Consider the following 21,332-nt stretch of genomic DNA (forward strand, 5'->3'; position numbering starts at 1 on the left):
TCAGCTCCCGAAGACCTGGTTGAAGCGTTCCAGGATGGCGCCGCGCAGCGGGTTGATGTGGTTCCAGTCCAGCACGTACAGGCGCAGGTCGCGCATGCGGCTTTCGGGGTATGGCACCACGCTGGCCACCTGCGCCGCCAGGTCGATGCCGGTGACGGAGGGCGCGGCATAGGTCGCCTCCGCCAGGCCCTTCTGCACGGCGGGCGACAGGATACGGTCGATGAAGGCGGCGCCCAGGTCGGGCTCCGGCGCGCCCTTGACCAGCGTCACGCAATTCACGCCCGCGAAGGAGCCCTCGGACGGGCGGCTCTGCACCACGGGCGCGCCGCGCATGATGTAGGGCACCAGGCCCTTGGACCATTCGGGCCCCGCCACATCCGCCTGCCCCTGGCTGACCTGCAGCACGGTGGCGCCGGTGTTGTCGTACAGGGTCTGCACATTGGCCTTCAGCTCGGCCATCTTGTCCCAGCCCTTGTCCATCTCGTACTGCGCCTCCAGCACCGGCTTGCCGGTGACGAGGGAGGTGGCGATGGCCAGCAGGTGCACGCTCTGCGTCAGGCGCGGGTTGATCATCATGAACCGGCCGCGGAAGCGCGGGTTCCACAGGTCGGCGAAGCTTTCCAGCGGCGGGACGGCGGTATTGGTGAAGGGCGTGACGGTGGAGATGGCGAAGGCCACGCCGTAATTTTCGCTGTAGCGGAAGGCGGGGAAGACCTTTTCCAGGTTCGGGATCTTCGCCGCCGGCAATTCGTCGATCAGGTTCTCGTTCTTGGCGATGGGGATGCCGAGATCGTCCATCATCATCACGGAATAGCTGGGGCGGGCCTTTTCCGTGCGCAGGATGGCGATCTGGCCCAGCGTCACGCCCTCCCGCTGGAAGACGCGGCAGTTGAAGTCGGTCTGGAAGCGCGGGATCACGTTGCGGCGGAAATACTCGCCCTGCACGCCGGAATAGGTGCCGACATACAGGGATTTGCCCTGCGCCCAGCCATTCTGCACATAGAACAGGGGGGCGGCCAGCGTGGCGGCGGCCAGGCCGCGGCGGTTCAGCCCAGCGCTTTTCGACACGGTTTTTTCGGTCATCTCGGCCTCTCTCTGTTGCGGGGTTTGTGGTTCAGATGCCCATGGCGCGGCGCAGCCCCACCAGCTTCTCCAGCCCGATCACCGCCAGCACGCCGGTCAGGATCATCAGCGTGGACATGGCGGCGATGGAGGGATCGAAGATCCGGGACATGCTGCTGTGCAGGAAGATCGGCAGCGGCACGGTCTGCGCATCCGCCAGCCACAGGGAAATCGGGAAATCGTCGAAGGAGATCATGAAGGAGAACAGGCAGCCCGCCGCGATGCCCGGGATGATCTGCGGCACCGTCACCAGCCAGAACACCCGCCAGGGGGAAGCGCCGAGCGTCAGCGCCGCTTCCTCCAGGCTGCGGTCCACCAGCTTCAGGCTGGCTGTGATGGTGCGCACCAGATAGGGCAGGGTGATCAGCACATGGCCGATGAACAGGTTCATCTCCGCGTCGCGCAGCCCGGCGCGGGCCATGAACTGCAACAGGGCGAGGCCCGTGATCAGGATGGGGAAGATCTGCGGCGAGAGCAGGATGGCTTCCATCACCTGCGCGCCCGGCACCTTCCAGCGGTTCAGCGCATAGGCCGCCGGCATGCCCAGCGCGAAGGAGGCCGCGGTGGCCGCCACAGCCAGCGAGACGCTGACGATGAAGGCGTGCTGGAATTCCTCATCGGCGATGACGCGCCCGAACCATTCCAGGGTGAAGCCGCGCGGCGGGAACACCGCGAAGGGCGCCGCCGAGAAGGACAGCGACACCACCACCAGCAGCGGCGCCATGATGAACAGCAGGATCAGCGCGCCCGCGCCATAGACCAGCACGGCGCCGGAGGCGGAAAGCCGGCCGCGCATCAGTGTGCCCCCGAGGCGAGGCGGCGCGCCCGCTGGCGGTATTCGATCAGCCAGGTGGCGCCGAAATTGGCCAGCAGCGCGATGGCGACCATCAGGAAGGCGATGGCGCCCCCCATCGCCCAGTCATAGGCCGTGGTCACCTGCTGTTCGAGCAGGTTGCCCAGCATGGCCCCCCGCGTGCCGCCCAGCATGGCGGGCGTGATGTAGGAGGCGGCGGTGAGCGAGAAGACGATGCTGATGCCCGCCGTCAGCCCGGGGATGCTCAGCGGCAGCGTCACCCGCAGGAAGGCGCGCCAGGGGGCGGCGCCCAGCATGCGCGCGGCCTCGTTGATGGCGGGGTTGATGCGGGTGAGGGAGGTGGCGATGGGCAGCACCATCAGCGGCAGGAACACATGGACCGAGGCCACCACCACCGCCCATTCCGTGTACATGATCTTCACGGGCGTCACGCCGAGGCCCACCCCCTCCAGCAGCCAGTTCAGCACCCCGGTGCGGCTGTTCCCCAGCAGCAGCTGCCAGCCATAGCTGCGCACCAGCACGCTGACGACCAGCGGCGCCACCACCAGCACCATGGTCAGCCGGCTGAAGAAGGGCCGGGCATAGGCGATGGCCATCGCCAGCGGATAGGCCAGCAGCAGCGTGATGCCGGAGGTGACGAAGGCCACCTTCAGCGTCAGCAGCACGGTGCGCTGATAGGCGGGGCTGAACAGCAGCCGGTCGAAATTGGCCAGGCTGAAGGGCGGCGCCACGTCGCCGCTCTGGTGCTGGGTCATGAAGCCATTGCCCAGCAGCACCAGCGAGGGCAGGACCAGGAAGGCGAACAGGAACGCCAGCCCCGGCAGCAGCATGAGCAGGGAGGCCACGGCCTTGCCGCTGGGCAGGGAAATTCCCCGGGGTGCGGGCAAGGCCGTGGCGCTCATGCGGCGATCTCCTGTTCGGCTTCGAGGCGTTTTTCCAGGTAGTGGATGGTCACGCCCCCCTGCCGGAAGGCGGGGTCGGACAGCACCAGCCGGTGCAGCTCCGCGTTCACCGTGATGCCCTCCACCCGCAATTCCCGCAGGGCGCCCAGCAGGCGGTCCAGGCAGGCCGCGCGGTCGGGGCCATGGGCGATGATCTTGGCGATCAGGCTGTCGTAATGCGGCGGCACCTCGGCGCCCGGCACCATGTGGCTGTCCACCCGCAGGCCGGGCCCGCCCGGCGCCTGCCAGGCCGCCACATGCCCGGGCGAGGGGATGCTGGTGAAGGGATGCTCCGCGTTGATCCGCAGCTCGATGGCATGGCCCGCGCGGGCGATGGCCTCCTGCGCGAAGGACAGCTTGTGGCCCTGCGCCACACTGATCTGCTCGCGCACGATGTCGATGCCGGTGGTCATTTCCGTCACCGGGTGTTCCACCTGCACGCGGGTGTTCATCTCGATGAAGGCGAACACGCCGTTCTCGTACAGGAACTCGAAGGTGCCGGCGCCGCGATAGCCGATGGCGCGGCAGGCGGCGGCGCAGCGCTCGCCCAGCGCCGCGATCGCCTCTCGCGGGATGCCCGGTGCCGGGGCTTCCTCGATCACCTTCTGGTGGCGGCGCTGGACGGAGCAGTCGCGCTCACCCAGCCACACCGCGTTGCCGTGGTGGTCGCACAGCACCTGGATCTCGATATGGCGCGGGTGCTCCAGGAATTTCTCCATATAGAGCTCGGGGTTGCCGAAGGCGCGGCGGGCTTCCTCGCGCGTCGTGGCGACGGCGGTGGCCAGCTCCTCCGGCGCGCGTACCACGCGCATGCCGCGCCCACCGCCGCCGCCCGCGGCCTTGACGATGATGGGATAGCCGATGCCCTCGGCCAGCGTGGCGCAGGCGGCGGGGTCCTCGGGCAGGGCGCCCTCGCTGCCCGGCACGCAGGGCACGCCGGCCGTGCGCATCGCGGCCTTGGCGGTGATCTTGTCGCCCATCAGGCGGATCACCTCGGCCGTCGGGCCGATGAATTGCAGGCCGGCGCGCTCCACCGCCTCGGCGAAATCGCCGTTCTCGGCCAGGAAGCCATAGCCGGGATGGATGGCCCCGGCACCGGTGGCCAGCGCCGCGAGCAGGATGGCATCGCCATCCAGATAGCTGGCGCGCGCCGGGGCGGGGCCGATGCACACCGCCTCATCGGCGAGCGCCAGGTAGGAGGCACCGCGGTCGGCCTCGGAATACACGGCGACACTGCGCAGGCCCAATGCCTTGCAGGCGCGGATGACCCGGAGCGCGATCTCGCCGCGATTGGCGATCAGGACAGTGCCGAAACCCATGTGTTCCTTGCCTTAGCTGTTCCAGGGGCGAAGCCCTCGCCTTACGACGCCAGTTCGGTCAGCGGCACGATCTGCCCGCCACGGCTTTCCACCGCCTCACGCACCGTGCGCGCGATCTCGACCGCGCCCGGCGTGTCGCTGTGGACCAGGATGCACTGGGCATCGACCTTCATCCGCTTGCCGGACTGCGCGGTGATGGTGCCGTCGTTCATCAGCTGGTCGATGCGCGCCACGACATCGGCGGTCTCGGTGATCAGCGCGCCGGGCAGGCGGCGGTTCACCAGGCGGCAATTGTCGTCATAGGCGCGGTCCGCGAAGATCTTGCAGGCGGTGCGCAGGCCGATCTTCTTGGCATAGGCCATGCCATGGCTGCCGGGCTGCGGCGCCACGATGATGTCCTTGTCGAAGGCCTTGAACACATCGAACAGCAGCTCGACATATTCCGGGTTGGCGATGCCCATCTGGCCCATCGCGCCGTGGCTGGAGGCATGCGTCACCTTGTAGCCGCCCACCTGGGCGATCGCGGCCAGCGCGCCCAGCTGGTACAGCGCGTGCTTCTGCATGTCGCGCGGCTTGATATCCATGGGAATGCGGCCGAAGCCCAGCAGGTCCGGCAGGCCGACATGCGCGCCGAGCGCGACCTTGTTCTCCTTCGCCACCTCCACCATGCGGTGCATGATCACGGCATCGCCGGCGTGATAGCCGCAGGCGACATTGGCCGAGGAGATGATCTTCATCAGGGTCTCGTCGTCGCCGCTTTTCCAGCGGCCGAAGCCCTCGCCCAGGTCGGAATTCAGGTCGATCTTCATGCGTCCTCCGGCCCGGCCTGTGCCGGGTCATTGTGGTAGGGAGACAGTTCGAACAGCGGCGTGCCGAAACCGGCGAGCGCGCCGGGTTCCAGCAACGCGCGGCCCAGCACCCCCGCGCTGGGGGCGATGACCGGGCGGCGCACCAGCCCGGCCGCGATCAGGCCCAGGATATCCCCGGCCTGGATCCCGGCGCCGGGCGCCGCGAAGGGCTCGCCTGGCGCGCGTTCGGTGATGAGATGGCCCACGCCCGGGGAGAGCGCGAAGCTGGAAGGCGGTGCCACCACGCCAGGGGCCGCGACCAGCCGGATGCTGGCCTCGCCCTCGGAGATGTCGAGGCTTTCCACCCCGTTCGCGCGCATCAGCGCGGTCAGTTCCGCGATCTCGGCGGGTGTCAGCATCATGCCGCGGCCCTCCGCAGATAGCCGGCCTGGCGGCGCAGCGTGCCGAGATATCCGGCCAGTTCGCGCTCCGCCTCCCGCGCCAGGGCGGGGGTGCAGGGCACGAAGCGCAGGCGGCGGCCGGGGGCGGCCTGGCCCACGCGCCACAGGTCGGCGTCGATCACCACCCCGATCTTCGGATAGCCGCCGGCCGAATTGCCGTCCGACAGCTGGATGATCGGCTGGCCGGAGGGCGGCACCTGCACCACCCCCGGCACGATCCCGTGGGAGCGCATCTCCAGCGGCCGCACCCGCAGCAGGGCGTGGTCGCCCTGCAGGCGGTAGCCCTGGCGGTTGCTCTGCGTCGTCACCACCCAGGGCTGGGCCCAGAGCGCGGCCCGGGAGGGTTCGTCGAACTGCTCGTATTCGCCGGCGGGCACCACGCGCAGGGTGATGTCGCCCGGTTCCGCATCGCCGCAGGCGGGGCGGGACAGGGCCTGCCACGGGCTGGCGGCGCCGAAGCCCGCCGCATCCCGCGTGGTCCGGGCGGGGGCCGGGCCGATGGGCAGCAGGTCCCCCGACTGGAGCATCCGCCCCTGGAAGCCGCCGAACCCGTCCCGCAGCGCGCTGGAGCGGGAGCCCAGCACCACCGGCACGTCGATCCCGCCCGCCACGGCCACATAGCCGCGCAGGCCATCGGTGGGGGGCGACAGTTCCAGCTCCTGCCCGGCCTTCGCCGGCATGGCCCAGAAGGGCGGCAACAGGCGGCCATCCAGCCGCGCGCCGCAATCGGCGCCGGTCACGGCCACCAGCGTGTCGGTGGTGAAGCGCAGCACCAGCGGGAACAGCTGCGCCTCGATGCCGGCCGCGTCCGGGGCGTTGCCCAGCAGGGCATTGGCGGCGGCCAGGGCCAGCCGGTCCATGGCGCCGGAACGCCCGATGCCGAAGCAGCGGAAACCCAGCCGCCCCAGATCCTGCACCGCGTTCAGCGGCGCGCTCTCGATGACCTCGATCATGCCTCGATGCGCTCCACCCGGAAGCGGATGCGGTCGCCGAGCGACACCCGGTTGGGCGGGTCCATCGCCAGGTCGAAGGGCACAGGCACGTCCTGCGCGCGGCCGATCACATACCAGCCGGTGGGGTTGGCCACGGGGCCGCCGGGGCGGCGCGGCGCGCCCAGATTGCACTGTGCGCCGCCGATCATCACGGTGCCGCCCGCTGGCCGCAGCACCGGTTCCTTGCGGCGCGGGCAGAACAGCCGCTGGTCCAGCCCGAACAGGTATCCGAAGCCCGGGCTGACCCCCGGCGCGAAGATCACGTATTCCGGGGCGGAGTGCAGCGCCACCACCTCGGTGGGCGAGAGATTCACCTTCTCGCACAGCTCCATCAGGTCCATGCCGCCCTCGCCGCCATAGACCACGCCCACCTCGATCAACCGGCCGAGCGCGCGTTCGCGCGGGATCTCGGCCCAGCGGGCCAGGATGCGGGCGGAGATCGCCTCGGCGTCGCCTTCCAGCGGGTCCAGCACCACCAGCAGGTTGTTCATGCCCGGCTGCAGGTCCAGCACGCCGGGCCAGGCGCGGATCTCGTCGGTCAGGTTCCAGATGCCCATCTGGGTGGGCAGGGCCAGCGGGCCCTCGGCCTCCAGCAACAGGGCGGAGCCGCCGCACAGGCTGACGCGCGGCTGCTCCAGGGTAACAACGGGACTGCTCATGCCGGGCGCAGGGTGAACAGCGGCTGGCCCAGCACCACGTCCTGCCCGTTCTCGGCCAGGATGGCGGTGATGGTGCCGGGCTGCGGCGCGGAGACGGCGTTGAACACCTTCATCGCTTCCAGGATGCACAGCTGCTGGCGCTTCGCGACCTCGGCGCCGAGCTGCACGAAGGGGGCGGCATCAGGGGCCGGGGCGCGGTGGAACACGCCGTGCATGCTGGCCTTCACGGTGATTTCGCCGCTGGCGGGCGCGGGGGCCGGGGCCGGGGTCGGGGCAGGGGCCGCGACCGCCGCCGCCACGGGCACCGCCACCGGCACGGGGGCCGCCACGGTCGCCCCGCGCGCCACGATGCGCACGCGGATGCCGCCCTCGGAAACCTCGATCTCGCTGGCGCCCGAGGAAGGCAGCAGCGCGATCAGTTGCTTGACCAGGTCCAGGCTCGCGGGGGTCATCTCAGGCCGCCATCGCCGGGGTCAGCTTCGCCACCGCTTCCGCCATGCGGGCGGCGGCCTGTTCCAGCTTGTCCATGGAGGTCGCGATGGACAGCCGCACATGCGGCGACAGGCCATAGGCTGCGCCCGCCACCACCACCACCCGGGCCTCGTCCAGGAAATAGGCCGCGACATCGGCGTCATTGCCCAGCACCGTGCCCTGGGGCGTGCGCAGGCCGAACAGCCCGCCGCATTCCACGAACAGATAGAAGGCGCCCTGCGGCCGGTGGCAGCGCAGGCCGGGGATGGCATCCAGCAGCGGGATCAGCCGGTCCCGCCGTGCCTGGAAGGCGGCCGAGCGGTCCGCCAGGTAATCCTGCGGCCCCTCCAGCGCCGCCACGGAGGCCGCCTGGCTGATCGAGCACAGGCTGCCGCTGCTCTGCGACAGCACTTCCTTCATGGCCGCGATCAGCGGCGCGGTGCCGCCCGCGAAGCCCACGCGCCAGCCCGTCATGGCATAGCCCTTGGACACACCCGACAGCGTCAGCGTGCGCTCCTTCAGGTCCGGCGCCACGGCGGCGAAGCTGTGGAAGGTCAGCCCGTCGAACAGGATGTGCTCATAGATCTCGTCGGACATCAGCATCACCCGCGGGTGGCGGCGCAGCACCTCCGCGATCACCAGCAGGTCCTTGGGGCCATAGACGGCGCCGGTGGGGTTGCTGGGGGTGTTCAGCATCAGCCAGCGGGTGCGCGGCGTGATGGCGGCCTCCAGGCTTTCGGCATCCAGCTTGTAGCCGTTGTTCTGCGCGCAGGGCACGACGACCGGCACGCCGCCCACCAGCCTGGTCATGTCGGTGTAGGAGACCCAGTGCGGCGCGGGCACGATCACCTCGTCGCCAGGGTTCAGGGTGGCCATCAGCGCCAGGAAGATCAGGTTCTTGGTGCCCGGGGCGGCCATCACCTCATTGGGGGCGTAGTCCAGGCCGTTGTCGCGCTGGAACTTGGTGCGCACGGCGCGCAGCAGGGCGGGCGTACCGCCCACGCTGGTATAGCGCGTGTCGCCCGCCCGCATGGCGGCGATCGCGGCCTCGATCACGTGGTCGGGGGTGTTGAAGTCAGGCTCGCCGGTGGCGAGGGTGATGACATCCACACCCGCGGCCAGCAATTCGCGCGCGCGCTGGGACGCACGGCCGGACGCGGAGGGCTTCACCCCCAGAAGGCGATCGGCGGTCAACTTCATCACTCTGGCACAGCCCTTCGGATAGACGTTCCGTCATGGCCGCGTGCCGATCCGTTGTCCGGACCTGTTTGGCTACATCCTCAACACGACTGTCAGTGGCCGGATCCTGATGGACAGGCGGACCCGCTCCCGACACTGTGCTGCAATGCCACATAGGGGGCGCTATTTGAAGCGCGCCACCGGTGATAAGTTTTGGCTAATCAGCCATGCCCACCCACGCCGCCACTCCCAACCTGCGCCAGCTGCGGCTGTTCCTGCTGGTCGCCAGCGGCCTCAGCCTGCGCGCCGCCGCGCGGGAAATGCTGCTGAGCCAGCCCGCCGCCACCCTCAGCCTGGCGGGGCTGGAGCAGCGCTATGGCGTGGAATTGTTCGAACGCCGCAGCACCGGCCTGCTGCGCACCCGCCCCGGCGCCGCGCTGGCGCACCGGGTGGAACGCTGCTTCGGCTATCTGCACCGCGCCCTGGCCCGGCTGCGGGCAGGGCAGGAAGGCGGGCCGAAGCCCGAGCACAGCCTGTCCATGCTGACCCTGCCGCAGATGCGGGCGCTGATCGCCATGGCCGAACACGGCGGCTTCAGCGCCGCCGCCGCCGAGTTGGGCCTGCGCCCGCCCAGCCTGCACCGCGCGGTGGGAGAGCTGGAGCAGGTGCTGGGCGTGGGGCTGGTGCACCGCGAGCGCGCCGGCGCCAGCCTGAACGCCGCTGGCCACGAGCTGGCCGCGCAATGCAACCTGGCGCTGAGCGAACTGCGCGCCGCGCGTGAGGAAATCAACGAGATCAAGGGGCTGATGGAAGGGCGAATCGCGGTGGGGGCGGTGCGGCTGTCGGCCGCCGGCCTGCTGCCCGCCGCCATCACCCGGCTGTCGGGCGAATTGCCCCGGGTCAGCTTCCTGGTGATCCAGGATGAGTATGAGGCGATGTTCCAGGCCCTGCGCTCCGGCCGCATCGACTATATGTGCAGCACGCTGCGCCCCAACATCCCCAAGGACCTGGCGGGGGAGGAGATCTGCCAGAGCGAGCTGTGCGTGATCTGCCGGCAGGGCCACCCGCTGACGCGCCTGCCGGGCATCACGGCGCGGGACCTGCTGGCCTATCGCTGGGTCACGCCGCATCCGCGCACCGGGGCCGCCGCGCGCTTCCGCGCCATCTTCGAGGCCGAGGGCCTGCCGCCCCCCGCCGCCACGGTGGAAACCCGGCTGTTCGAGCTGACGCGCGGGCTGGTGATGGATGGCGACTTCCTGGCCATCGCCGCCCGCAGTGAGGTGGCGCACGACCATTCGCTGGAGGCCCTGCACATTCTGCCCGTGCCGGTCCCGGCCGCCGCCCGCCCCGTCTGGCTGGTCAGCCGGCGGGACTGGAGCCCGACCTGGCTGCAGCGCCGCTTCGCCGACACCATCCGCGCCGTGGCGGCCGGCTGAAACAGCTTCCTTGCGTTTCACGCTGCGCTGCACTACATGCCCTCTCGTCAGCGGGCCGCAACGCCCGCCGCGCTCTGCCGCGTGAGTGGTGCGGGGCAGGATCGCCGAAGGGCGGTCCGCCAAGGCACTGGGGCCGGGCGCCATTCCTGGACATTTTCGTGGATCGGCCCCGGCACGCGGGCCGGACCATCCGCACCGCCCGCCGCGAACGCTGCGGGCGTACAGGACGCGTATCACCCCTATGTCGTTTACCGAACTCGGCCTCTCCGAGCCTATCCTCCGTGCCCTGACCGATGAGGGCTACGAAACCCCCACCCCGATCCAGGCGCGCGCCATTCCCGCCGCCCTGGCCGGCAAGGACCTGCTGGGCATCGCCCAGACCGGCACCGGCAAGACGGCGGCCTTCGGCCTGCCGCTGCTGCACAAGCTGTCGCAGTCCAGCACCCGCGCCCCGCGCGGCGGCTTCCGCGCGCTGATCCTGTCGCCCACCCGCGAACTGGCCAGCCAGATCGCGGACAATCTGAAGAATTACGGCCGGCATCTGCGCCTGTCCGTCGGCGTCATCGTCGGCGGCGTGCCGCAGGGCCCGCAGCGGCGCATCCTGGGCTCCGGCGTGGACATCCTGGTGGCCACTCCGGGCCGCTTGCAGGACCATCTGGACGCCGGCACCGCCAAGCTGAGCAGCGTGGAAGTGCTGGTGCTGGATGAGGCGGACCAGATGCTCGACAAGGGCTTCTGGCCGGCCATCCGCCGCCTGCTGCCGCTGCTGCCCAAGCAGCGCCACACCATGTTCTTCTCCGCCACCATGCCCACGGAAGTGGCGCGGCTGGCCGATGACATCCTGAACGATCCCACCCGCATCGAGGTGACGCCCGTCTCCACCACGGCGGAGCGCGTGGACCAGAAGCTGCTGGTGCTGGATGTGGACCGCAAGCGCGCCAAGCTGGCCGACCTGCTGGACGGCCCCGGCGTGGGCCGCGCCCTGGTCTTCGCCCGCACCAAGCACGGTGCGGACCGCATCGTGAAGAACCTGGAGCAGGACGGCATCAAGTCCAACGCCATCCATGGCAACAAGAGCCAGGGCCAGCGGGAACGCGCGCTGCATGAGTTCAAGCGCGGCACCGCCCCGGTGCTGGTCGCCACCGACATCGCGGCGCGCGGCATCGATGTGGACGGCGTGACCCACGTCATCCAGTACGACATGCCCGACACCCCCGAGGCTTACGTCCACCGCATCGGCCGCACGGCCCGCGCTGGGGCCTCGGGCATCGCCATCGCGATGTGCACGGTCGAGGAGAAGGAGAAGCTCTGGCAGGTCCAGAAGCTGATCCGCGTCGATCTGCCCAGCGAGGATCTGCGCCGCGACACCGCGGAGCCGATGGAGCGCGTGGCCCATCGCGCCGGCCAGCCCAAGGCCCGCGGGCCGAAGCCGCCCCAGCGCGGCCCCCGCCCGCAGCGCGCGGGTGGCGGCGGTGGCCAGTCCCAGGGCCGCCCGCAAGGCGACCGCCCGGCCCAGCCGCAGCAGAACCGGCCGCGCCGGCCGGGCCCCGGCGGCAACGGCCAGGGCCGCCGCCCGGCCTGATACCGTGGGGAGGGCTCGCCCTCCCCATCCCCCGTTCCGGGGCCTATGCTGAGGGGGCCATGCTTCGTCCCCTCCGCACCCTGTTGCTGTTCATGCCCTTGCTGGCCTGCGCGGCGCCGCCAGCCCCGCCGCGGCCCCCGCTGCCCTACCCGGAGAGCGTGCGCGCCCGCATCCTGGCCATCGCGCGGGCGGAATGGGCGGAATGGGGCGGCATCGTCGCCGACCCGGCGGCACCCCCTCGCCTCGAAGCCCGGCCCGAGAATTTCCCCCGCCTGATCGCCTATTGGAACGCGGTGCCGCGCGATGAGGGCGCTTTGGCGCGCAATCGCGGGATCTACGCGGCCGACCCCGCCCATCCGCCCGCCACGCTGTGGGCCGACCCGCCCTGGTCGGCGGCCTTCGTTAGCTATGTGATGCTGCGCGCGGGGGTGGACCGGCGCGAATTCCCCTCCAACGCCAGCCATGCGCTGTATCTGGACGGGCTGCTGGCCGATGCGCGGGATTTCCCGGCCCAGGCCCCCTTCCTGCCCTATCGGCCCGAGGAATACGCGCCCCGCGCCGGGGATCTGGTCTGCGCTGACCGCAGCCGCCAGCCCCTGGCGGACTGGAGCGAACGCCTGGCCGAGGCCGGGCAGTTCCGCCCCATGCATTGCGACATCGTCACCGCCACCCCGCCCGGCTTCGTCGAGGCGATCGGCGGCAATGTGGCCGATGCCGTGACGCTCAGCCGCTTTCCGGCGGACGCGCAGGGCCGCCTGCTGCCCCGCCCGGCCGGGCATGCGCGCTGGCTGGTGGTGATGCGCAACCGGCTGGGGCAATTGCCGCCCTGGGGGGGCGTGCCGATGGCGGGGCTATCGCGCTGATTTGACACCGGCCCGCGGCGGGGTTGTCATCCCGCCCATGTCCGACAGCGATCTGATCGGCGACGCCTGGCGTGTCGCCCCCGCCACCTACGCCGCCGCGCGTGAGGTCCCCTTTGCCCTGCCCGAGCTGCCCCGCAGCCAGTACGTGACCATGCGCGACGGCTGCCGCATCGCGCTCGATGCCTGGGTACCCGAAGGTGCCACCGGCCCGGTGCCCACCATCCTGATCCACACCCCCTATTACCGCCGCTTCAAGCTGAAGGAGGGCGGGCAGGGCGACGCCATCCCGAATGCCGGGAAGTTCGTGCGCTATTTCGTGCCGCGCGGCTACGCGGTGGTGGTGGTGGATGTGCGCGGCACCGGCGCCAGCTTCGGCACCCGCGATGCCTTCCGTTCCCCGAAGGAGCGCGAGGACGCGCGCGAGATCACCGACTGGATCATCGCCCAGCCCTGGTCCGACCAGCAGGTGGGGGCCACCGGCATTTCCTATCCGGGGGCGGCCAGCGACTTCCTGGCCAGCACCGGCCACCCGGCCGTGAAGGCGATCGCGCCGCTGTTCGCGGTATGGGACACCTATACGGACAATTACTACCCCGGCGGCATCCTGCTGAAGCAGCTGGCGAAATCCTATGACGACCTGATGGTCGCCATGGACCACGACAACCGCGAATTGCTGCGCAACTACGTCTATTACCAGAACCCCGACCTGGCCGGCCCCCACCCGGTGGACGAGGACGCGGACGGCGCGCTGCTGGCCCAGGCCCTGCATGAGCACAAGGGCAATTTCCGCCAGCCGGATTTCATGGGCGAGTTCCGCTTCCGTGAGGAACCGCTGCCCTATGATGCCAGCTTCTCCTCCGCCTCCTTCAGCCCCTATTCCGTCAGCCCGGGCATCAGGCCGGATGTGGCGGTCTTCGCCTGTTCCGGATGGATGGACGGCGCGGGCTACGCCAATGGCGCCATCTCCCGCTACCTCACGCTGAAGAACAACAAGGTGCATCTGCTGCTGGGCCCGTGGGACCATGGGGCGCGCTGCAATGTCTCGCCCTGGCGGCGCGACCAGACGCCGGATTTCGACCTGCTGGGCGAGATGCTGCGCTTCTTCGACCACTACATGCTGGGCCGCGCCACGGGCCTCGATGCCGAGGCGCCGATCCATTTCTTCAGCCTGCATGCCGAGCGCTGGAAATCCGCCACCCAATGGCCGCCGGTGGAGACCACGACCCGCCTGCTGCCCGGCGCCGATGGCGCCCTGGCCGCGACCGCCGCCCCCGCGCGTGCCGAAACCCGCGCCGATTTCACCTGGGGCCCCGGCAACGGTACGCGCTATGAGCGCATCGCCGGCATCAACGCCACCACCTATTACGCCGACTGGCAGGAGCGCGAGGCGAAGCTGCTCGGCTGGTCCGGCGCGCCGCTGGACCAGGCGATGGAGCTGTCGGGCCATGCCATCGCCGACCTGTGGCTGGAATCCTCCGAACCCGATGCGGCGCTCTTCGTCTATCTGTCGGAGGTCGAGGCCGACGGCACCGTGCGCTATGTGACGGAGGGGCTGCTGCGCGCCCTGCACCGCAAGGAAAGCCCGGCGCCCGCGACCTACCGGACGACCTGGCCCTTCCGCAGCTTCCGGCGGGAGGACGCGGCGCCGCTGGCGGTGAACGAGCCCACGCATATCCGCATCCCGCTGCTGCCGATCTCCTGGACCTTCGCCAAGGGCAGCCGCATCCGGGTCTCGATCGCGGGGGCGGATGCCGACCATTGCGTGCAGGTGCCGCATGGCCGCCCGCCGAAGCTGACCCTGCTGCTGGGCGGGGAGAAGGCCACGGCGATCCACCTGCCGCTGCGGCCGGTGGAGTAGGCTGTCGCCGGGGCCGGTGCTAGCCTTCGGACCATGAGCACCGATCCCCGCCTCGACCGCCTTGCCGAAACCGCCATCCGCGTGGGCCTGGGCCTCGCGCCCGGCCAGGAACTGGTGATGACCGCCCCGGTGGAGGCGCTGCCGCTCGCGCGCCTCATCACCGAACACGCCTACAAGGCCGGCGCATCCCTGGTGACGACGCTGCTGAGCGACGATGTCTCCGCCCTCGCCCGCTACAAATACGGGCGGGAGGAGAGCTTCGACACCGCCTCCGGCTGGCTGTTCGAGGGCATGGCGGCCGCCTTCCGCAACAACGCGGCGCGGCTGGCCATCGTGGGCGACGACCCCGCGCTGCTGGCGGGGCAGAATGTGGAGCATGTGGCCCGCGCCAACCGCGCGCGCTCCAGGGCCTATCGCCCGGCGCTGGAGCTGATCAGTTCCTCCGCCATCAACTGGACCATCGTGGCCGCCGCCACCCCGGCCTGGGCGCGCGCCGTGTTCCCGGAACTGCCGCAGGAGGCCGCGGTCGCCGCGCTGTGGGACGCGATCTTCAAGGCGTCGCGCGTGGAGGGCGAGGACCCGGTGGCGGCCTGGGCCGCGCACAATGCGGCGCTGGCCACCCGGCGCTCGATGCTGAACGCCAAGCGCTTCGCGGCGCTGCATTTCCGGGGCCCGGGCACCGACCTGAAGGTGGGCCTGGCCGATGGGCATGCCTGGATGGGCGGGTCGTCGCAGGCCAGGAACGGCATAACCTGCAACCCGAACATCCCGACCGAGGAAGTGTTCACCACCCCCCACATGCTGCGCACCGAAGGCCATGTGGTGGCCAGCAAGCCGCTGGCCTATCAGGGCACGGTGATCCGCGACATCCGCGTGCGGTTCGAGGAAGGCCGCATCGTGGAGGCCCATGCCAGCACCGGCCAGGAGGTGCTGAGCCGCATGATCGGCACCGATGAGGGCGCCCGCCGCCTGGGCGAGGTGGCGCTGGTGCCCCATGCCAACCCGATCGGGCAGACCGGCATCCTGTTCCTGAACACCCTGTTCGACGAGAACGCGGCCAGCCACATCGCGCTCGGCCAGGCCTATGCCCAGTGCTTCGAGGACGAGAACCTGCCGGAGGACGAGCTGACCCGGCGCGGCGCCAACCGCAGCCTGATCCATGTGGACTGGATGATCGGCGGCGCGCAGACGGACCTGGACGGCATCCGCGCCGATGGCGTGGCGGAGCCGCTGATGCGCGCCGGTGCTTGGGTAGAGTAGGCGCCTGGGTGGAGTAGGCGCTCAGCCGTTCCCCAACGGCCGCATCAGCCAGCGCGTCAGCTCCGCCGCCGGCATGGGCCTGGCCAGCCCCGCCGCCTGCCCGGCCCAGAGCGGGGTGAAATCCGCCCGCCCCTCCGCCTCGGCCTTGGCGCGCAGCGGCGCCAGCGCGCCGCCGGCGGTGGGAAAGGCGGGGGCCTCGGCGCTCAGCGGCCCGACCTCGCGCATCAGGCGGTTCATCAGGCCCCGGGCGGGGCGGCCGGTGAACAGGTTGGTCACGGCCGTGTTGCTGTCCGATGCCTGCGCCAGCGCCTGGCGGTGCACGGCGGGGATGCTGGCCTCCGGCGTGTGCAGATAGGCGCTGCCGACCTGCACGGCGGAGGCCCCGAGCGCGAAGGCCGCGGCCACCCCGCGCGGGTCCGCGATGCCGCCCGCCGCGATCACGGGCACGCGCAGCGCGTCCACCATCTGCGGCACCAGCGCCATGGTGCCGGGCTGGCTGGCCATGTCGAGGCCGAGGAAACTGCCCCGGTGGCCGCCGGCCTCATAGCCCATGGCGATCACGGCATCCACGCCGTGCTCCTCCAGCCAGCGCCCCTCGGCCACCGTGGTGGCGGAGGAGATGACCCGCGCCCCCGTGGCCCGCACCCGCGCCAGCAGGGGTTCGGCGGGCAGGCCGAAATGGAAGCTGACCACGGGCGGGCGGAATTCCTCCACCACGGCGCAGAAGGTGTCATCGAAGGGCGCGCGCCCGGCGGCGGCGACCGGGGCGGCGGGGTCCAGCCCTTCCTCGACATGATAGGGCGCCAGCCGCGCGCGCCAGCGCATCTGCGCCGCCGGGTCCGGCACGGGCGGGGTGTGGCAGAAAAAGTTCAGGTTGAAGGGGCGCCGGGTGCTGGCCTTCACCTCCGCCAGGGCCGCGCGCAGCTGCTCCGGCGAATAAGTGGCGCTGGGCAGGGAGCCGAGGGCCCCGGCCTCGCACACCGCCACCACCATGGCGGGGGTGGTCGCCCCGGCCATGGGCGCCTGGATCAGGGGCAGCTCGATGCCGAACAGGGTGGTGATGGACATGCTTTCCTCCTGAGGGGCAGGCACGCCCTCCTCTTGGCGGGGAGTTTAGAACTCCCCAAACCCTGGCGGGAAGTCAGAGGGCGGCGACGGCCGCGAAGCCGGCCTCGGCCGCCAGCAGGGCCGCGTCGATGTCGGCCTCGGTGTGCGCGCAGCTGAGGAACATGTTGTGGCGGGGGTGGAAATAGGCCCCGGCCTCCAGCGCCGCCGAGCAGAAGGCGTCGCCCATGCGGCTGTCGGTGTCGCCCGCGAACAGCATCAGCGGCATCTGCGGCGGGCCGGACTGGTCGATGGCCAGGCCGTGGCGCGCGGCACCCGCCGCCAGCCCGGCGCGCAGGCGCTCACCCATCGCGCGCATGTGGGCGGGGCCGTCCAGGCGCTTCAATTCCCGCAGCGTGGCCAGCGCGGCGGCCATCGCCACCGCCCCGCACCAGAAGGAGCCGGTGGCATAGACCTGCGTCGCGGCCTCCCGGTACGCATCGCCGCCGGTGACGGCGCCCATCGCATAGCCATTGGCGATGGCCTTGCTGAAGGCCGTCAGGTCCGGGCGCACGCCCAGCGGTTCCCACGACCCCGCCAGGTCCAGCCGGAAGCCCGCGCGCACATCGTCCAGGATCAGCGCGGCGCCGGCGGCATCCGCCAGGGCGCGGGCCTCGGCGGCGAATTCCGGGGTGGGCAGTTCCAGCGGGCGGGCCATGTCGTGGCGGAAGGCGGAGACCAGGATGGCGGCCAGGTCGCCCTGTGCCTCGGCGGCGGCGGCGCGCAGGCTGGCCAGGTCGTTCCAGTCGAAATGGATCAGGTGCAGCCGGTCCTCCGTCGTGACGCCCGCGAGCGACGGCGTGCACCAGGGCGCGGCCCCGTGATAGGCGCCGCGCGCCACCAGCACCTTGCGGGCCCGGGTCTTGGCGCGGGCGACCGTGACGCACAGGGTGGTGGCGTCGGTGCCGTTCTTCTGGAACATCGCCCAATCGGCGTGGGCGACCATATCGACCAGCGTCTCGGCCAGCTCCACCAGCACGGGGGCGGGGCCGTTCATGGCATCGCCCAGCGCGGCCTGGCGGGCGGCCGCGGCCTCCACCACCGGGTTGCGGTGGCCCAGCACCATGGGGCCCCAGGCGCACATGAAGTCGATGTAGGTGCGGCCATTCACGTCGGTCAGGCGGCAGCCCTCGGCGCTGGCGAAGTATTGCGGATACCCCGCCGGCAGCTTCGCCGCGTTCAGATGCCCCCACAGCCCGCCGGGAATGACACGGGCGGCCCGTTCGCGCAGCGCCGCATCCTTGTCGTTCAACAACGCCATCACATTCCCCCTGGGCAATTTTCCTGGTTCCGGCAGCATGAACCCGATACCGGGAGAATCAATCCATGCGTCCATTGTTGGCCGGGCTGTTCGGCCTCTGTCTCTGCTTCGGTGCGGCCCTGGGGCAGGGGCAAGCGCAAACGCTGCGCATCGGCATCGCGTCGGACCCCGATGTGCTGGACCCCACCCTGTCGCGCACCGTCGCCGGCCGGCAGGTGTTCATGGCCCTGTGCGACAAGCTGATCGAACTGGACGCGCAGGGCCGGCTGGTGCCGCAGCTCGCCACCGGCTGGGAGTGGCAGGAGGAAGGCCGCGCCCTGTTGCTGACACTACGTGAGGGCGTGCGCTTCCATGACGGCGAGCCCCTGACCGCCGAGGCCGCCGTCGCTGGGCTGAACCGGCATTTCAGCTCCCCCGGCAGCACCCGGCGCGGTGAGATGGGCCCCGTGACCGCCATCGAGGCCGCGGGCCCCATGCAGGTGCGCATCCGCCTGTCTGAGCCCTTCGCCCCGCTGCTGGCCGCGTTGTCGGACCGCGCGGGCATGCTGGTCTCTCCCCGCCAGGCCACTGTGCTGGGCGCGGATTTCCAGCGCGCCCCCGCCTGTGCCGGCCCCTTCCGCCTGACGCGCCGCGTCGCGCAGGACCGCATGGAGCTGGAGCGCTTCGAGGAATACTGGGACCGCGCCAACATCCATGTGGAGCGCGTGATCTACCGCCCCATCACCGACGGCACGGTGCGGCTGGCCAATCTGCGCGCGGGCTCGCTGGACGTGATCGAGCGGCTGGCGCCCTCCGATATTGATACCGCGCGGCGGGACCGCCGGGTGCGGGTGCTGGAGGGGCCGGGGCTGAGCGCCGTCTATATCGCGGTGAATGTGGCCAATGGCGCGCGCGCCAACACGCCGCTGGGCCAGGATGCGCGGGTGCGCGCGGCGCTGGAGGCCGCGATCGACCGCGCCGCCCTGAACCAGGTGGCCTTCGAGGGGCTGTACACCCCGGGCAACCAGTCCGTCCCGCCCGGGCACCCGCAATACATCGCGGGCCTGCCGGTGCCGGGCCGCGACCTGCCCCGCGCCCGCGCCCTGCTGCGAGAGGCTGGGCAGCCCCGCGTGCGGGTGAAGCTGTCGGTGCCGAACAACAGCGAATACACCCAGGCCGCCGAGATCATCCAATCCATGGCCGCCGAGGCCGGTTTCGAGATCGAGATCCAGACCATCGAGACCGCGACCCTGCTGCGGCAATGGACGGCGGGGGATTTCGAGGCGCTGCTGATCGCCTGGTCCGGCCGCACCGATGTGGACGGCAATCTCTGGACCTTCAACGCCTGCGGGGAATCCCTCAATGGCGGGCGCTATTGCAGCGCGGCGGCGGATGCCGCCCTGCGTGAGGGCCGCACCAGCGTGGACCCCGCCGCCCGGCTGGCCGCCTATAGCCGCGCGATGGAGGTGCTGCTGCGCGACCGCCCCTACCTCTATCTGTGGCACCAGCGCGTGTTCCTGGGGACGGGTGCGGGGGTGGAGGGCGTGCGGATGATCCCGGATGGGCTGATCCGCCCGCAGGGTGTCAGGCTGCGGGCGGGGTAGGGCTCAGCGCGCCGGCAGGCGCTGGAGGATGGCGCGCATCTGGGCGATCTCGCGTTCCTGGTCGCGGATGATGCCTTCGGCCAGGGCGCGGATCTCGGGGTCGCGGCCGTGTTCCAGCACCACGCGGGCCATGTCGATGGCGCCCTGGTGGTGCGGGATCATGCCGGCCACGAAATCCCGGTCGGCGTTGCCGGTGAAGCGGATGTCCATGTCGCGGTGCATGCGCTCATTCGCCGCGCGGTAGCCGCGGGTGGAGGGCGAGGCATCGGATGCGGCCGGCGCGCCGTGGCCGCGCATCATGTGGGACATGCCATTGGCGGGCGCGGAGGGCGCGCCGTGGTCATGGTCCGCCTGGCGGCCGGCCGGCTGGGCCAGCGCCAAGCCGCCCGTGCCGGCGAGCATGGCGGAAAACGCGAGAAGCAGTGTGGCGTGGCGCATTGTATGGCCTCCTGATGATCATGGCCCGGCGGGTATATGCACCCCGGATCGTATCGGTGCATCACGCGTGCATGACATACTGTGTCAGGCCGCCCGCCGGTGCATGCCCCACGATATTTTTGCGGCGCACACCGATTCCGGAATGAATTTTTAAGCCTTCACCCCCCTCTATTGGCGCGCCGAAGCGGAAGGGGCCACTCCATGCATAAATTCTTCACGAACTTGAGCATTCGCGGCAAGATCATCGGGGCTTTCGCCCTGGTGATGCTGTGCACGGCCGGGCTGGGCGCCTTCGCCGTGCACCGGTTGTCCGCGATGAACGCGGTCGCGCTGGAGCTGCGGGACAACTGGCTGCCTTCCACCCGGCTTCTGGGCCAGATCGCCACCCAGGGGCAGCGGCTGCGCGGCTCCTATGCCATGGCCATCAGCGCCCCGAATGAGGACCGGCGCCGGGCGATGATGGAATCGGCCCAGGCTTCCTATGACGAGATCGAGCGCGCGCTGGCCACCTACCGCCCCATGATCATGCCCGGGGAGGAACGGACCCTGGCCGATGAGGTGGAGGCGAGCTGGCGCGACATCCGCGAATCCCATGCCATGCTGGTGCAGGCCTTCGCCCGGGGCGATGTCGCGGCGGCGGTGCAGCACCTCAACGGCCCCTATGCGCAGAAGACGACGCGCTTCCGCAGTTCGACCGAGCGGCTGGCGAACTTCAATATGACGGGCGGCCAGGAACTGGCGGCGCGCAGCGCCGAGATGGGCAGCGAGACCCGCTGGGGCATGCTGGGCGCCGTGGGCCTGACGGCGCTGCTGAGCCTGGGCGCGGGCATCGCGATCGTGCGCGGGGTTTCGGCGCCGGTGCGCGGCATGACCACCGCGATGGAGGCCCTGGCGCGGCGCGACATGACCGCCGCCATGCCCGACACCGACCGTGGCGACGAGATCGGCGGCATGGCCCGCGCCCTGGTGGTGTTCCGCGACAACATGATCGAGGCCGACCGCCTTTCCGCCGCGCAGGAGGCGGAGCGCCAAGTGAAGGAGCGCCGTGCGGAGCATCTGGCGGGCCTTGTGCGCGGCTTCGAGGGCCAGATCGGCGAGCTGACGGGCATGCTGTCCTCCGCCTCGACGGAGCTGGAGGCGACGGCGCGTTCGATGAGCAACACGGCGGCCAGCACGAATGACCAGGCGGGCACGGTGGTCA

20 protein-coding genes are annotated in these 21,332 nt (G+C 70.8%); 7 read left to right on the forward strand and 13 right to left on the reverse strand.

All coding sequences use genetic code 11. The features are described 5' to 3' along the window. Genes GT007_RS22420 through GT007_RS10810 form a run of 10 tightly spaced genes read right to left on the reverse strand, consistent with a single transcriptional unit; the run spans window position 1 to window position 8,767 of the window. Window positions 1-1,083, reverse strand: coding sequence for an extracellular solute-binding protein (locus GT007_RS22420; RefSeq protein ID WP_160121616.1), 1,083 nt, complete (start codon window positions 1,081-1,083; stop codon window positions 1-3). A 31-nt stretch (window positions 1,084-1,114) separates the two neighbouring features. Further along, window positions 1,115-1,918, reverse strand: a complete 804-nt coding sequence (locus tag GT007_RS10770; protein WP_160121617.1) for an ABC transporter permease — start codon at window positions 1,916-1,918, stop codon at window positions 1,115-1,117. Beyond that, entirely contained in the window at window positions 1,918-2,838 is a 921-nt protein-coding gene (locus GT007_RS10775) for an ABC transporter permease (protein WP_160121618.1), read from the reverse strand. The genes GT007_RS10770 and GT007_RS10775 overlap by 1 nt, the downstream gene beginning before the upstream one ends. After that, window positions 2,835-4,196, reverse strand: coding sequence for an acetyl-CoA carboxylase biotin carboxylase subunit (gene accC, locus GT007_RS10780; RefSeq protein ID WP_160121619.1), 1,362 nt, complete (start codon window positions 4,194-4,196; stop codon window positions 2,835-2,837). Before accC ends, GT007_RS10775 begins: the two co-directional genes overlap by 4 nt. A gap of 41 nt (window positions 4,197-4,237) precedes the next feature. Next, window positions 4,238-5,005 (reverse strand): LamB/YcsF family protein, encoded by a 768-nt coding sequence (locus tag GT007_RS10785; protein ID WP_160121620.1) that lies wholly within the window; start codon window positions 5,003-5,005, stop codon window positions 4,238-4,240. Further along, a complete protein-coding gene (locus tag GT007_RS10790) occupies window positions 5,002-5,406 on the reverse strand; it encodes a hypothetical protein (RefSeq protein WP_160121621.1) in 405 nt (134 codons plus the stop codon). Before GT007_RS10790 ends, GT007_RS10785 begins: the two co-directional genes overlap by 4 nt. After that, the gene (locus GT007_RS10795) at window positions 5,403-6,398 is read right to left on the reverse strand and encodes a 5-oxoprolinase subunit C family protein (protein ID WP_160121622.1); all 996 of its coding nucleotides are present in this window, start codon (window positions 6,396-6,398) and stop codon (window positions 5,403-5,405) included. Before GT007_RS10795 ends, GT007_RS10790 begins: the two co-directional genes overlap by 4 nt. Next, entirely contained in the window at window positions 6,395-7,096 is a 702-nt protein-coding gene (locus GT007_RS10800; protein WP_160121623.1) for a 5-oxoprolinase subunit B family protein, read from the reverse strand. The genes GT007_RS10795 and GT007_RS10800 overlap by 4 nt, the downstream gene beginning before the upstream one ends. Beyond that, window positions 7,093-7,548: an acetyl-CoA carboxylase biotin carboxyl carrier protein gene (locus GT007_RS10805; RefSeq protein WP_201451878.1), complete on the reverse strand. Its 456-nt coding sequence runs from the start codon at window positions 7,546-7,548 to the stop codon at window positions 7,093-7,095. Before GT007_RS10805 ends, GT007_RS10800 begins: the two co-directional genes overlap by 4 nt. A 1-nt stretch (window position 7,549) precedes the next feature. Beyond that, on the reverse strand, window positions 7,550-8,767 hold the full coding sequence (locus tag GT007_RS10810) for a pyridoxal phosphate-dependent aminotransferase (protein WP_160121624.1): 1,218 nt from the start codon (window positions 8,765-8,767) through the stop codon (window positions 7,550-7,552). 206 nt (window positions 8,768-8,973) lie between these two features. Here GT007_RS10810 and GT007_RS10815 point away from each other — a divergent pair, with 206 nt between their 5' ends. The 5 genes from GT007_RS10815 to GT007_RS10835 all read left to right on the forward strand — a co-directional run bounded on the left by GT007_RS10815 (window position 8,974) and on the right by GT007_RS10835 (window position 15,745). Then, entirely contained in the window at window positions 8,974-10,182 is a 1,209-nt protein-coding gene (locus GT007_RS10815) for a LysR family transcriptional regulator (protein ID WP_160121625.1), read from the forward strand. Between the two features lie 241 nt (window positions 10,183-10,423). Further along, a complete protein-coding gene (locus tag GT007_RS10820) occupies window positions 10,424-11,764 on the forward strand; it encodes a DEAD/DEAH box helicase (protein WP_160121626.1) in 1,341 nt (446 codons plus the stop codon). 59 nt (window positions 11,765-11,823) lie between these two features. Beyond that, on the forward strand, window positions 11,824-12,627 hold the full coding sequence (locus tag GT007_RS10825; protein ID WP_236571602.1) for a DUF2272 domain-containing protein: 804 nt from the start codon (window positions 11,824-11,826) through the stop codon (window positions 12,625-12,627). 37 nt (window positions 12,628-12,664) lie between these two features. Continuing rightward, window positions 12,665-14,485, forward strand: a complete 1,821-nt coding sequence (locus tag GT007_RS10830) for a CocE/NonD family hydrolase (protein WP_160121627.1) — start codon at window positions 12,665-12,667, stop codon at window positions 14,483-14,485. A 33-nt stretch (window positions 14,486-14,518) separates the two neighbouring features. Next, window positions 14,519-15,745, forward strand: a complete 1,227-nt coding sequence (locus tag GT007_RS10835; RefSeq protein ID WP_160121628.1) for an aminopeptidase — start codon at window positions 14,519-14,521, stop codon at window positions 15,743-15,745. Between the two features lie 21 nt (window positions 15,746-15,766). Here the strand turns inward: GT007_RS10835 and GT007_RS10840 are convergent, their stop codons facing one another. Both GT007_RS10840 and GT007_RS10845 read right to left on the reverse strand, forming a co-directional pair. After that, window positions 15,767-16,813, reverse strand: coding sequence for an NAD(P)H-dependent flavin oxidoreductase (locus GT007_RS10840; protein ID WP_160121629.1), 1,047 nt, complete (start codon window positions 16,811-16,813; stop codon window positions 15,767-15,769). Window positions 16,814-16,886: 73 nt separating this feature from the next. After that, a complete protein-coding gene (locus GT007_RS10845; protein ID WP_160121630.1) occupies window positions 16,887-18,110 on the reverse strand; it encodes an aminotransferase class III-fold pyridoxal phosphate-dependent enzyme in 1,224 nt (407 codons plus the stop codon). A 65-nt stretch (window positions 18,111-18,175) separates the two neighbouring features. Between GT007_RS10845 and GT007_RS10850 the strand changes: the two genes are divergently transcribed. After that, window positions 18,176-19,693 carry an ABC transporter substrate-binding protein gene (locus GT007_RS10850; RefSeq protein ID WP_160121631.1) on the forward strand — a complete coding sequence of 506 codons (1,518 nt, stop codon included), beginning with the start codon at window positions 18,176-18,178 and terminating at the stop codon, window positions 19,691-19,693. A 3-nt stretch (window positions 19,694-19,696) separates the two neighbouring features. On the opposite strand, the gene copM is transcribed toward GT007_RS10850, so the two are convergent. After that, entirely contained in the window at window positions 19,697-20,131 is a 435-nt protein-coding gene (copM, locus tag GT007_RS10855; protein ID WP_160121632.1) for a CopM family metallochaperone, read from the reverse strand. Between the two features lie 201 nt (window positions 20,132-20,332). Here copM and GT007_RS10860 point away from each other — a divergent pair. Beyond that, the coding region (locus tag GT007_RS10860; RefSeq protein WP_160121633.1) for an MCP four helix bundle domain-containing protein at window positions 20,333-21,332 on the forward strand (1,000 nt) is incomplete at its 3' end.

It is taken from the genome of Rhodovarius lipocyclicus (genome assembly GCF_009900765.1).
In the GTDB taxonomy this organism is placed as follows: Bacteria; Pseudomonadota; Alphaproteobacteria; order Acetobacterales; family Acetobacteraceae; genus Rhodovarius; species Rhodovarius lipocyclicus.